The sequence below is a fragment of the Streptomyces musisoli genome, assembly GCF_016741855.1.
GTDB lineage: Bacteria > Actinomycetota > Actinomycetes > Streptomycetales > Streptomycetaceae > Streptomyces > Streptomyces musisoli.
Genome location: NZ_JAERRH010000004.1, coordinates 451,679 through 464,006 on the forward strand (window position 1 = coordinate 451,679; position 12,328 = coordinate 464,006).

Genomic DNA, 12,328 nt, shown 5'->3' on the forward strand with positions numbered 1-12,328 from the left:
CCCGTCCCCAGTGGTGAGCTTGCCCACACGGAGCGTGATGCGAGGCGCGCTCGACCCGCGAAAGCCCATGTCGCACCTCGGTACGCAGGACTCCTTCGGAAAACCCTAGCCCTCCCATGTGGCCAAGGTCTCTGTGAGGGCGTGCTGCGGCCCACTCTGATTCTTTGTCGAGTCCCTACGAATGGCCCAATGATTCTTTGCTGCCGCCCGAACCCTTGTCCCTGGGTTTACCCGTTAGTAGCGTTCGCGCTGTCTCGAACGTACCTGAGGTAACAGGCTGCTGGCGTGAGAGTGGGTGGGAACCGGTGGTGCGCAGACCGGTGGCATGGGTCGTGGCGATCGTCCTCCTGGCGGAGGCAGTCTTCATCGCCGCGCTGAACTGGTTCCTCGGAGTGGTCGTCGACCGGCAGGACATGTCGCTCGCCGGTCTCGACCCGGACGTCATGGCGACGTCCTCGAAGGTCGGCGGGGTGGTCTTCGGCCTCTACTTCGCGTTCTGCGCGCTGGTGGCCCTGCTCGTCGCGATACGCAACCGCGCCCCGGCCGGCTTCGGGCGTGTCCTGCTGGTCAGCGTGGCCGTGGTGCACGGACTGCTCGGCGCGTTCGCCTGGGGCCTGGTGGGCTGGACGGCGTTCCTGGCCATGGTCGCCGTCCTGGGGCTCATCGTGCTGCTCCTGATGACGTACGACCGTGCGGGCGGCCCGGAGAGCGCCGCGGGCGGCGGCGCGCCGGGGCAGGGGGAGGCCCCGGCCGCGCGGACGGAGCCGGGCGCGGCCCCCGCCGGCGCGGGTGCGCCGGCGAGCCGTACGGGCGAGCCGCAGGACGGCGACGACGGGCCCCAGGACTCCGTCCCCGCGCAGGTCAGTGCTCCGGCGCCCACAACTCGGTGATGCCCACGCCCAGTTCGGCGAGGAGCTTGCGGACCAGGGGCAGGCTGATGCCGATCACGTTCCCGTGGTCGCCCTCGATGCCCTCGATGAACGGCGCGGAACGGCCGTCCAGGGTGAAGGCGCCGGCGACGTGGAGGGGCTCGCCCGAGGCCACGTAGGCGGCGATCTCGGCGTCGCTCGGATCGCCGAACCGGACGACGGTGGAGGCGGTCGCCGACACGTACCGCTTGGCCTCCGTGTCCCATACGCAGTGCCCCGTCTGGAGCACTCCGGCCCGCCTGCGCATGCTCTTCCAGCGGCCGGCGGCCTCCTCGGCGTCGGCCGGCTTGCCGAGCGCCTTCCCGTCCAGCTCCAGCACCGAGTCGCAGCCGATCACCAGGGCGCCCTGCACCTCCGGCTTCGCCGCCACGACCGAGGCCTTCGCCTCGGCCAGGGCGAGCGCCAGTTCGGCCGGGGTCGGCGCGGTGACGGCGTCCTCGTCGACGCCGCTCACGATCACCTCGGGGGCGAGGCCGGCCTGCCGGAGCAGGCCCAGCCGGGCGGGGGACTGGGAGGCGAGCACGAGTCGCCTGCGGCGCTTAGCGGTCATGCGGTCAGGTTAGTCACGTGATGCCGTCCGGCTCACCTCAGACCGATCATGATCATCACCAGGACCATGGCCAGGGCCATGAGGAAGCCGAGCCGCCGAAGCATGTCGTGCGCGTCGCGCAGTTCCTTCGGCGGCTCGTTCTCCGGGTCTGACCACAGCATGTCACCAGCGTGCGGCCCGGCCGGCCGGGGCGCCTGAGTAGGGCTACTCAGATCGGCGCCCCGTGTTGTCCTTCCGTTCGTCCTTCGTGCACCCGTGCGGCGGAGCCGCGCATCGGCGCCGCCCCGCGTCCGCCGGGGTTCAGGCCGGCCAGTAGGTGCGCGTCCAGGACGCCGGGCCCGGCCTGGGCACCCGCGCGGACGCGATCCGGGACGGGTCGGACCACGCGTCCCTCGGGCCCTCCGCGCCGGACGGCAACGTCGCTGCCGCCGCGGCGCGGGCGCGGACCACCGCCAGTGCGGCGGCCAGCTCCTCCGGGGTCGGGTTGCCTCGTACGACCTTGATGTTCATGACCGCTCCCAGGGTCCGCGGGGCCTAGAGGGGGATGTTGCCGTGCTTCTTCGGGGGCAGGGACTCCCGCTTGGTGCGCAGCTGGCGCAGCCCGCGGACGATGTGCGCGCGGGTGTCGGACGGCATGATGACCGCGTCGATGTAGCCGCGCTCGGCCGCGACGTAGGGGTTGAGGAGGGCGTCCTCGTACTCCCGGATGAGCCGCGCCCGCACCGCCTCCATGTCGTCCCCGTTCGTCTCGGCCTCGGCGATGGTGCGGCGGTGCAGGATGTTGACCGCGCCCTGGGCGCCCATGACGGCGATCTGGGCGGTGGGCCAGGCCAGGTTGAGGTCGGCGCCCAGGTGCTTGGAGCCCATGACGTCGTAGGCGCCGCCGAAGGCCTTGCGGGTGATCACGGTGATCAGCGGGACGGTGGCCTCGGCGTAGGCGTAGATCAGCTTGGCGCCGCGCCGGATGATGCCCTCGTGCTCCTGGCCGACGCCGGGCAGGAAGCCGGGCACGTCCACGAAGGTCAGCACCGGGATGTTGAAGGCGTCGCAGGTGCGCACGAAGCGGGCGGCCTTCTCGGAGGCGTCGATGTCGAGGCAGCCGGCGAACTGCATCGGCTGGTTGGCGACGACACCGACCGGGTGGCCCTCGACCCGTCCGAAGCCGGTGAGGATGTTCGGCGCGAACAGTGCCTGCGTCTCGAAGAACTCGGCGTCGTCCAGGACGTGTTCGATCACCGTGTGCATGTCGTACGGCTGGTTCGCGCTGTCGGGCACGAGCGTGTCCAGCTCGCGGTCCTCGTCGTTGACGGCGAGGTCCGCCTCCTCCGCGAAGACCGGGGCCTCGGAGAGGTTGTTGGACGGCAGGTACGACAGCAGCTGCTTGACGTACTCGATGGCGTCCTTCTCGTCACCGGACATGTGGTGGGCCACGCCGGACGCGGTGTTGTGGGTGCGGGCGCCGCCCAGCTCCTCGAAGCCGACGTCCTCGCCGGTGACCGTCTTGATGACGTCGGGGCCGGTGATGAACATGTGCGAGGTCTGGTCGACCATGACCGTGAAGTCGGTGATGGCCGGGGAGTAGACCGCGCCGCCCGCGCAGGGGCCGACGACCAGGCTGATCTGCGGGATGACACCGGAGGCGTGGGTGTTGCGGCGGAAGATCTCGCCGTAGGCGCCGAGCGAGGCGACACCCTCCTGGATCCGCGCGCCGCCGGAGTCGTTGATGCCGATGACGGGGCATCCGGTCTTCAGGGCGAAGTCCATGACCTTGACGATCTTCTGGCCGTAGACCTCGCCGAGCGCACCGCCGAAGACGGTGAAGTCCTGCGAGAACACGGCGACGGGGCGGCCGTCGACCGTGCCGTAGCCGGTGACGACCCCGTCTCCGTAGGGCCGGTTCTTCTCCAGCCCGAAGTTGGTCGACCGGTGCCGGGCGAACTCGTCGAGCTCGACGAAGGATTCCTCGTCGAGCAGCAGCTCGATCCGCTCACGGGCCGTCAGCTTGCCCTTCGCGTGCTGCTTTTCGACGGCGCGCTCCGAGCCGGCGTGCGTCGCCTCGTGAATGCGCCGCTGGAGATCCGCGAGCTTCCCCGCGGTCGTGTGGATGTCGATCTCGTGGATCTCGTGACGCTCTTCCGGCTCGGACATCGGGATGCGGCTCCCTGCCTGCTCAAAAGGGGGGACGGTTACTCATCCGTAGAGTAGTGGCGGGCCTACCGATCAGCACTGCGTCGTTTACCACACCTAGGGTGGCTTGCATGAGGCCGCAGAATCCATCAGACGACAGCCGCTGGTCCGATCTGGACCGTCCGCCCCTGAACGCCGCGGCACTGCGGCGCGGGCTGATCCGGGAGGGGGGCCTGTACCGCGACATCGACGTGGTGCAGCGGACCGGTTCCACCAATTCCGATCTCGCCGCGCTGGCCGCCGCCGGGGACGCCGGCGAGGGCGCGGTCCTGGTGGCGGAGGAGCAGACGGCCGGCCGGGGCCGGCTGGACCGGAGCTGGACGGCACCGCCGCGTTCCGGTCTCTTCTTCTCCGTCCTGCTGAAGCCCGCCGAGGTGCCGGTGGCCCGCTGGGGCTGGCTGCCGCTGCTGACCGGGGTGGCGGTGGCGACCGGCCTGGCCCGGGCGGCGGGCGTCGACACGGCCCTGAAGTGGCCGAACGACCTGCTGGTGACCGTGGGCGGGGAGGAGCGCAAGGCGGGGGGCATCCTCGCCGAGCGGGCCGGCGAGGACGGTGTCGTCATCGGCGTCGGCATCAACGTCACCCTCCGGGCGGACGAGCTTCCGGTGCCGCAAGCGGGGTCGCTGGCGCTGGCCGGGGCGGTGGGCACGGACCGGGATCCGCTGCTGCGGGCGATTCTGCGGTCGCTGGAGGAGTGGTACGGGCGGTGGCGGGAAGCGCTGGGGGACCCCGCGGCCAGCGGGCTCCAGGAGATGTACACCGCGGGCTGCGCGACCCTCGGCCGGACGGTCCGGGCCGAGCTGCCGGGCGACCGGTCGGTGACCGGTGAGGCCGTGGCCCTGGACGGGGACGGGCGGCTGATCATCGCCACGGACAACGGGGTGCAGGAGCCCGTGGGCGCGGGCGACATCGTGCATCTGCGGCCCGCGTGAACGACGCCCGCGGCGCCCGTGCGGGCGGCCCGGGCGGCGCGCCCGGGGCGGCGGCCGCGGGCGCCGCCGACCGGTGCGGACCGGCCCGCCGTCGGCCCAACCCGACGGAGTGAGCTGGCGCACACCTGCCGTAGAGTTGAGCGCGGTCGATACCTGACCGCGGCAGATCGGAAGGGCAGCAGGCGTGACCGTCGACGACACGGGCTCCGGCGCGGGCGGGGACGGCCGGGTGGACCCCCACGCCCCCGACACCGGCGAGGACCCGCTCGCCCTGCGGCTCGAACAGCTCATCCTGGGCGCCGAGCGCCGCTACACGCCGTTCCAGGCCGCCCGCAGCGCGGGTGTCTCCATGGAGCTGGCGTCCCGGTTCTGGCGGGCCATGGGCTTCGCCGACATCGGCCAGGCCAAGGCCCTCACCGAGGCCGACGTCCTCGCCCTGCGGCGCCTCGCCGGTCTGGTGGAGGCGGGGCTGCTGAGCGAGGCCATGGCGGTGCAGGTGGCCCGGTCCACCGGGCAGACCACCGCCCGGTTGGCGGAATGGCAGATGGATTCCTTCCTGGAGGGCCTGACCGAGCCGCCCGAGCCGGGCATGACCCGCACCGAGGTCACGTATCCGATCGTCGAACTGCTCCTGCCCGAGCTGGAGGAGTTCCTGGTCTACGTCTGGCGCCGCCAGCTGGCCGCCTCCGCCGGCCGGGTCGTGCAGTCCGCCGACGACGAGGAGATGGTCGACCGGCGGCTCGCCGTCGGCTTCGCCGACCTCGTCGGGTTCACGCGGCTGACCCGCCGGATGGAGGAGGAGGAGCTGGGCGAACTGGTCGAGGCCTTCGAGACCACGGCCGCCGACCTGGTGGCCGCGCGCGGCGGCCGGCTCATCAAGACCCTCGGCGACGAGGTGCTGTACGTGGCCGACGACGCCGGTATCGCCGCGGACATCGCGCTGCGGCTGGTGGAGACGCTGGCGAACGACGAGACGATGCCCGAGCTGCGGGTCGGCATGGCGTTCGGCACGGTGACCACCCGGATGGGCGATGTCTTCGGTACGACGGTCAACCTGGCCTCCCGGCTGACGTCCATAGCGCCCAAGGACACCGTCCTGGTGGACAGCGCCTTCGCCGAGGAGCTGACCCGCACCGGCGAGGCGCCCGTCTCGGAGGCGGAGGCGGCGGAGACCGCGGCCGCGGCCGAGAAGGAGGGCGAGGAGCCGCCGACGTACCGCTTCGCGCTCCAGCCGATGTGGCAGCGCCCGGTGCGCGGACTCGGCGTGATCGAGCCGTGGCTCCTCAACCGCCGCGACGGCCCGCTCTAGGTGTGCTGTCCCGGGACGTTGGTGACACGCGGGCTGGGGGCTGGACCAGGTGAGGGCCTTCTGGGTTCGGTGAGGATTGCGGGCCGGTCCGGGCGGTTCGCGTCGCCGTGAGGGCCGGTCCGGACGGTCCGTGCCGCCGCGATGTCTGGTCCGGGTGGTCCGTGCGGCCGTGAGGGGCCGGTAGTGGTCAGTGGCGCCGCGGGAGTCGGTCCTGGGCCGGTCTCGGCGATCGGTGCCGCCGCGATGTCCGGTCCGGGTGGTCCGTGCGGCCGTGAGGGCCGGTCCCAGCGGTCAGTGGCGCCGCGGGAGTCGGTGCTGGTCGTTCGCGTCGCCGAGTACGTCCACGCACAGTCCGATCACCGGCACGCACACCCCGCCCGGATCGGGCTTCGCCGTGCCGTGGTCCGGCGCCGGGGTCCGGCTGGGTGCCGGGGCGGGGGTCGGCGAAGCCGGTGCCGGGCGTGGCGCGGACGCCGTCGAGGTGGGCCGCGGTGTGCCGGCCGGGGTGCCGGGGCTGCCGGGGACGCCGGTCGGGACGGCCGTCGGGGCGGTGGTCGGTACGGCGGTGCCGCCGGGCGGTGCCATGACCGTGGCCGTGCCCGCCGTCCCGGGGGCCGGCGATCCGGGGGACGTCGGCGCGGGACTCCTGCCGCCCAGGGCCGAGGTCGCCGAGGGCAGTGCGGTGGGGGCGGCGGCGATGGTCGCCGCGTGGTTCGCCGAGCCGTCCGTGGGCGCGCCGCCCGGACCGTGCCGGTGCTCGGCCTCCGCCGTGCCGGGCGCACCGACCCCCGACTCCGGGGCCACCCGCACCAGACTGAGCACACCCGCGGCCAGGGCGAGACCGCCGGCGGCGAGCAGCACCCTGCGGGGACGGGGCTTGCGGTGCCGCCCGCGCCGTACGCCCGGTTCGTGTCCCGGCGCCGTACCGGACCGTGCAGGTATCGGTGTCATGGGTTCCCTCCCCGCCGCGCGCCCGGGGCGCGCCATGGCGGAGCGCACGTTATGCGCTCCCGTGGGCGGTGTGCGGGGAGACGGCCGGGATGTCACTCGAACGGGTGTAGCCCCCTGGGCTTTCCCGGGATCGGGTGCGGCTGCGATGATCGAGCCCGACAGTGAGTTAACCCGCGTTAACCGGAGGGTGTCATGAGCGAGGAGCGGTACGGGGAGTTCGTGCTGGTGCGGCGGCACGGACAGGTCGCGGAGCTGGTGCTGGACCGGCCCAAGGCGATGAACGCCGTCTCCACGGAGATGGCCCGTTCCCTCGCGGGCGCCTGCGCCACGCTCGCCGGTGACCGGGAGGCCCGGGTGGTCGTCCTGACCTCCTCGCACGAACGGGCGTTCTGCGTGGGGGCCGACCTGAAGGAGCGGAACTCGTTCACGGACGCCGACCTGGTGCGGCAGCGGCCGGTGGCGCGGGCGGCGTACACCGGGGTGCTGGAGCTGCCGATGCCGACCATCGCGGCGGTGCACGGCTTCGCGCTCGGCGGCGGTTTCGAGCTGGCGCTGTCCTGCGACCTGATCGTGGCCGACCCGACGGCCGTGGTGGGTCTGCCCGAGGTGTCCGTCGGCGTGATTCCGGGCGGCGGCGGTACGCAACTGCTGCCGCGGCGGGTCGGTGCGGCGCGGGCCGCCGAGCTGATCTTCTCGGCGCGGCGGGTCGAGGCGGCGGAGGCGGCCGAACTGGGGCTCGTGGACCGGGTGGTGGAGGAGGGCCGGGACCGCGAGGAGGCGCTGGCCCTGGGGGCCCGGATCGCCGCGAACTCGCCCGTGGGGCTGCGGGCGGCGAAGCGGGCGCTGCGGCTCGGGCACGGTCTGGATCTCCGGGCCGGTCTGGAGGTCGAGGACGCCGCGTGGCGCTCGGTGGCGTTCTCGGCGGACCGGGCGGAGGGAGTGGCGGCGTTCAACGAGAAGCGCAAGCCGGAGTGGCCGGGCGAGTAGAGGACGCGTTTCCGGTGCCCCCGCGCTGGGGGGTGGGGGCCCGGGTTGCGGGTCGTGGAGGCGAGTCAGGGGCTGAGGGGCGGGCGCCGACGGCTGTGGGGGTGCGGGCCGGGGGCGCCGGCCCGCGCGGCGGGGTGCCCCTGCGCCCACCCGTGCCGCCCCGACCGCACGACTGCCCGCAGCCGGCTCCGTTCGGTCGCCGCCGGAGGGGCGCCGTTCTCGACGGCACGGCTGCTCGCAGCCGGCTCCCTTCGGTCGCTGCCGGAGGGGCGCCGTTCTCGACGGCACGGCTGCTCGCGGCCGGCTCCGTTCGGTCGCTGCCGGAGGGGCCGCCGTCCTCAGTGGCACGACTGCCCGCAGCCGGGTCCGTTCGGTCGCTGCCGGGCGGGCGCCGTCTTCGGCGGCACGGCTGCTCGCAGCTACGCATTCCACCTGATCGCCGCACCAATACCCCTAACCGCATCATTCCTCCCTAACCTGGAGTAATGGGTGAGGACAAGCGGCTAGCCGCAGTCGTGGCGCTGGCGCAGGGCATGGCGGCGGCGCACACCCCGCGGGAGTCCTGGCAGGCCGCCGCCCTCGGCGCCTGCCGCGCGCTGGACGGCAGCTTCGCCGCGCTGTCGGTGTGGGAGCGGGAGCTGGGCCGGCTGCGGGTCCTCGTGAACGTGGGGGACCGTGCCGCGGACGAGGAGGATTTCCCGGAGGCCGAGGCCTACCCGGTGCACCAGTTCCCGGAGATCACCGAGTTCCTGCACGAGCGATGGGCAGGCGGGGGCGGACCCAACGCGTGGGTGGAGACCGCCGGGGGAGCGGCCGCCGGCACCCCCGGTTACCTCCACCAGCGTGTCGCAGCCCTGCGCCGCCGGGGCCGCGGCTGCTGCGTCGTGGCCCCCGTCGTGCTGCACGGCCGCGCCTGGGGTGAGTTGTACGTGGCCCGCCCGGCCGGTGAGCCCCTGTTCGCGCGGTCCGACGCCGACTTCGCCACCGTGCTCGCGGCCGTCGTCGCCGCGGGCATCGCGCAGACCGAGCGGCTGGAGGAGGCCCGGCGGCTCGCGTTCACCGACGCCCTCACGGGTCTCGCCAACCGCCGTGCCGTGGACGTGCGTCTGGAGGAGGCCGTCGAGCGGCACCGCGCGGAGGGCGTCGCCGTCAGTCTGGTCGTCTGTGACCTCAACGGGCTCAAGCGGGTCAACGACACCCTCGGGCACGCCGTCGGCGACCGGCTCCTCGAACGCTTCGGCTCGGTGCTGTCGCTGTGCGGTGCGATGGTGCCGGGCGCGCTGGCCGCGCGCCTCGGCGGGGACGAGTTCTGTCTGCTCGCGGTCGGGCAGCCCGCCGACGACGTGGTGAAGGCGGCGGACGAACTGTGCCGCCGGGCAGGGGAGTTGGAGCTGGGAGAGGGGGTCGCGTGCGGGGTCGCCTCGACCGAGGAGCCGATCGGGGAGGTGCACGACGCGCGCCGGCTGTTCCGGCTCGCGGACGCCGCCCAGTACCGGGCCAAGGCCATGCGGCTGGACCGGCCGGTGGTGGCCGGCCGGGAGGGGCCGGACGACCCGGTCGTACGGTTGGCCGACGAGCCGCCGCCCTCGCGTGCAGAGCGGCGCCGGTTCCGCGGGCGCCGGGCGTGAGGCGAAGCCCACACCGCCCGGTAAGGGGCACCCCCGGTGCCCACTAGTGACATCACCGCATTCAATGCGTACGCTCCTGAATATGGATATGCACACTGTGGTGGTGGGGACGTCCGGTGTCACGGCGTCCGACGTTCTCGCCGTTGCGCGCGGCGGTGCCCGCATCGAGCTGTCGGCTGAAGCGGTGGCGGCCCTCGCGGCGGCCCGGGAGATTGTGGACGCGCTGGCGGCCAAGCCGGAGCCGGTCTACGGCGTCTCCACCGGCTTCGGCGCCCTGGCGACCCGGCACATCAGCCAGGAACTGCGCGCCCAGCTGCAGCGCAACATCGTCCGTTCGCACGCCGCCGGCATGGGCCCGCGGGTGGAGCGGGAGGTCGTACGGGCCCTGATGTTCCTGCGGCTCAAGACCGTCTGCTCGGGGCACACCGGTGTGCGGCCCGAGGTCGCGCAGACCATGGCCGACGTGCTGAACGCCGGGATCACCCCGGTCGTGCACGAGTACGGCTCCCTCGGCTGCTCCGGCGACCTGGCCCCGCTGTCCCACTGCGCGCTCACCCTCATGGGAGAAGGGGACGCGGAGGGCCCCGACGGACGCGTCCGGCCCGCCGGCGAGCTGCTCGCCGAGCACGGGATCGCCCCCGTCGAGCTGCGGGAGAAGGAGGGCCTCGCCCTCCTGAACGGCACCGACGGCATGCTCGGCATGCTGATCATGGCCCTCGCCGACCTGGACACCCTGTACAAGTCCGCCGACATCACCGCCGCCCTCAGCCTGGAGGCGCTGCTCGGCACCGACAAGGTCCTCGCCCCCGAGCTGCACGCCATCCGGCCGCACCCGGGCCAGGGCGCCAGCGCCGCCAACATGCTCGCCGTGCTGAAGGACTCGGAACTCACCGGGCACCACCAGGACGACGCCCCGCGCGTCCAGGACGCCTACTCCGTGCGCTGCGCCCCGCAGGTCGCCGGCGCCGGACGCGACACGGTCGCGCACGCCCGCCTGGTCGCCGAGCGGGAGCTGGCCTCCGCCGTCGACAATCCCGTCGTGCTGCCCGACGGCCGCGTGGAGTCCAACGGCAACTTCCACGGCGCCCCCGTGGCCTACGTCCTGGACTTCCTCGCCATCGCCGCCGCCGACCTGGGCTCGATCGCCGAGCGCCGCACCGACCGGCTGCTGGACAAGAACCGCAGCCACGGCCTGCCGCCGTTCCTCGCCGACGACGCCGGCGTGGACTCCGGTCTCATGATCGCCCAGTACACGCAGGCCGCCCTGGTCAGCGAGCTGAAGCGGCTCGCCGTACCGGCGTCGGCCGACTCCATCCCGTCCTCCGCCATGCAGGAGGACCACGTCTCCATGGGCTGGTCGGCCGCGCGCAAGCTGCGCACCGCCGTGGACAACCTCACCCGGGTCATCGCCATCGAGCTGTACGCGGCCACCCGCGCCGTCGAACTGCGCGAGGGACTCACCCCGGCGCCCGCCTCGCGGGCGGTGATCGAGGCCGTGCGCGCCGCGGGCGTGCAGGGCCCGGGCCCCGACCGGTTCCTGGCGCCCGACCTGGCCGCCGCCGACGCCTTCGTGCGCGGCGGAGAGCTGGTGGCGACCGTGGAGAAGGTCACCGGCCCCCTGAGGTGAACGGGTCGGGGCCCCGGCTGCGGCCGGGGCCCCGAAACGTCGTGTCAGCCGCTCACTTCAGCTTGGCGGCCTGCGCCTTCACGACCGGAGCGGGCACCGCGTAGGGCTTCTTGGTCATACCCGCGCCGATGTTGACCGTGGTGTACGTCGCGAGGGTGCTCCCGTGCCGCACGACCTCGGCGTGCAGCGGCATGGCCCCGTCCTCGCCGGCGTCGTTGGTCACGGTGAAGGCCACGGACTCGTCACCCGTGCCCGCGGACTTCTCCTCGGCCACCTTGGTGAACTTCCCCTTCTCGCCGTCCTGCTCGCCAAAGAAGCCGCCCGCGCAGGCCTCGACCGCGTCGGACACCGACTTCAGGGCCTGCTCGGCGCCGTCGCCGTCGTAGGAGGCCAGGGTGACCACGGTGACGTCCAGGTCCATGGACTGCTTGAGCGCGTCCTCGAACTTGCCGTCGGCCATGTCGTCCAGGGACGTGGGGGCGTCCGTGGGGTCCTTCTTCTTCTCCTCGGTGGCCATGCGGCTGGTGTTCGCGGCCGGGTTGCCGGGCGCGATGCCGGTCAGCGAGTGCAGCAGCGGGTCGCACTTGGCGTCGTCCGCCTTGACCTCGCTCCGGGCGGGGATGCCGCCCTCGACGGAGCCCACCTCGTACCCGGGCACGTCGCCCTTGGCGATGACCAGCTTGTTCAGCTCGGCGGTGCTCAGCACCTTCGCGGCCGGCTTCGCCGCACCCTTGCCGGAGGTGTCCGCGGGGTCCTCGGCCCCGTCGCCGCCGCAGCCCGTGACGAGGGCGAGCGACAGTGCACTCACAACCGCGGTGGCGCACAGCCGCACACCCGATGATCTCTTCATGGGCGAACTATGTGCGGGCCGTCAAAGCTTCGTCAAGGAAAACTAAAAGCCCAGGCGCTCGCGGCGCACCGAATACACGACGAATCCGGCACCCACGGCGAGGAAGAGGCTGCCGCCGACCACGTACGGGGTGGTGTCGAAACTGCCGGTGTCGGCCAGCTCGGTGTCCTCCGCCGCCCCCTCCGCGGCTCCGGCGGCCGCCGTGGTCACCGCCCTGGCCTGCGTGACCTGCGTGATCCGCCCCGGCGTGGACATGGATGCCGTCTCTCTCACCGCGGTGTCCTGCGAGGCGTTCGCGGACGGGACGAACCACAGCGCGCAGAGCAGGGTGCCCGCGGCGGTGGCGGTCAGCAGCGGACGGCGAGCGGATGACACGGA

13 protein-coding genes are annotated in these 12,328 nt (G+C 73.2%); 6 read left to right on the forward strand and 7 right to left on the reverse strand.

The features are described from left to right. The first annotated feature begins 305 nt into the window (after window positions 1-305). Window positions 306-890 (forward strand): hypothetical protein, encoded by a 585-nt coding sequence (locus JK361_RS14670; RefSeq protein ID WP_307787253.1) that lies wholly within the window; start codon window positions 306-308, stop codon window positions 888-890. Here the strand turns inward: JK361_RS14670 and JK361_RS14675 are convergent. From JK361_RS14675 to JK361_RS14685, 4 genes are all read right to left on the reverse strand, one after another. Beyond that, window positions 862-1,479, reverse strand: a complete 618-nt coding sequence (locus JK361_RS14675; RefSeq protein ID WP_201817216.1) for a Maf family protein — start codon at window positions 1,477-1,479, stop codon at window positions 862-864. The two genes, JK361_RS14670 and JK361_RS14675, sit on opposite strands and share 29 nt — an antisense overlap. A gap of 32 nt (window positions 1,480-1,511) precedes the next feature. Next, on the reverse strand, window positions 1,512-1,640 hold the full coding sequence (mmpB, locus tag JK361_RS42045; RefSeq protein WP_262418372.1) for a morphogenic membrane protein MmpB: 129 nt from the start codon (window positions 1,638-1,640) through the stop codon (window positions 1,512-1,514). A 139-nt stretch (window positions 1,641-1,779) separates the two neighbouring features. Beyond that, complete coding sequence (locus JK361_RS14680; protein WP_201817217.1) at window positions 1,780-1,989, reverse strand: acyl-CoA carboxylase epsilon subunit; 210 nt, start codon at window positions 1,987-1,989, stop codon at window positions 1,780-1,782. Window positions 1,990-2,013: 24 nt separating this feature from the next. Next, a complete protein-coding gene (locus JK361_RS14685) occupies window positions 2,014-3,627 on the reverse strand; it encodes an acyl-CoA carboxylase subunit beta (RefSeq protein WP_201817219.1) in 1,614 nt (537 codons plus the stop codon). 110 nt (window positions 3,628-3,737) lie between these two features. On the opposite strand from JK361_RS14685, the gene JK361_RS14690 reads away from it, so the two are divergent. Further along, window positions 3,738-4,598: a biotin--[acetyl-CoA-carboxylase] ligase gene (locus JK361_RS14690; RefSeq protein ID WP_201817221.1), complete on the forward strand. Its 861-nt coding sequence runs from the start codon at window positions 3,738-3,740 to the stop codon at window positions 4,596-4,598. A gap of 184 nt (window positions 4,599-4,782) precedes the next feature. Continuing rightward, a complete protein-coding gene (locus JK361_RS14695; protein WP_201817223.1) occupies window positions 4,783-5,907 on the forward strand; it encodes an adenylate/guanylate cyclase domain-containing protein in 1,125 nt (374 codons plus the stop codon). Between the two features lie 291 nt (window positions 5,908-6,198). Here the strand turns inward: JK361_RS14695 and JK361_RS14700 are convergent, their stop codons facing one another. Then, a complete protein-coding gene (locus JK361_RS14700; protein ID WP_236053046.1) occupies window positions 6,199-6,858 on the reverse strand; it encodes a hypothetical protein in 660 nt (219 codons plus the stop codon). A 192-nt stretch (window positions 6,859-7,050) separates the two neighbouring features. Here JK361_RS14700 and JK361_RS14705 point away from each other — a divergent pair, with 192 nt between their 5' ends. The 3 genes from JK361_RS14705 to hutH all read left to right on the forward strand — a co-directional run bounded on the left by JK361_RS14705 (window position 7,051) and on the right by hutH (window position 11,100). Continuing rightward, the gene (locus JK361_RS14705) at window positions 7,051-7,845 is read left to right on the forward strand and encodes an enoyl-CoA hydratase/isomerase family protein (RefSeq protein ID WP_201817225.1); all 795 of its coding nucleotides are present in this window, start codon (window positions 7,051-7,053) and stop codon (window positions 7,843-7,845) included. 485 nt (window positions 7,846-8,330) lie between these two features. Further along, on the forward strand, window positions 8,331-9,473 hold the full coding sequence (locus JK361_RS14710; RefSeq protein ID WP_201817228.1) for a GGDEF domain-containing protein: 1,143 nt from the start codon (window positions 8,331-8,333) through the stop codon (window positions 9,471-9,473). Between the two features lie 88 nt (window positions 9,474-9,561). Continuing rightward, window positions 9,562-11,100 (forward strand): histidine ammonia-lyase, encoded by a 1,539-nt coding sequence (hutH, locus tag JK361_RS14715; RefSeq protein WP_201817637.1) that lies wholly within the window; start codon window positions 9,562-9,564, stop codon window positions 11,098-11,100. A 52-nt stretch (window positions 11,101-11,152) separates the two neighbouring features. On the opposite strand, the gene JK361_RS14720 is transcribed toward hutH, so the two are convergent. Both JK361_RS14720 and JK361_RS14725 read right to left on the reverse strand, forming a co-directional pair. Further along, window positions 11,153-11,950, reverse strand: coding sequence for a hypothetical protein (locus JK361_RS14720; protein WP_236052927.1), 798 nt, complete (start codon window positions 11,948-11,950; stop codon window positions 11,153-11,155). A 42-nt stretch (window positions 11,951-11,992) separates the two neighbouring features. Further along, window positions 11,993-12,325, reverse strand: coding sequence for an LAETG motif-containing sortase-dependent surface protein (locus tag JK361_RS14725; RefSeq protein WP_201817230.1), 333 nt, complete (start codon window positions 12,323-12,325; stop codon window positions 11,993-11,995). Window positions 12,326-12,328 lie beyond the last annotated feature (3 nt).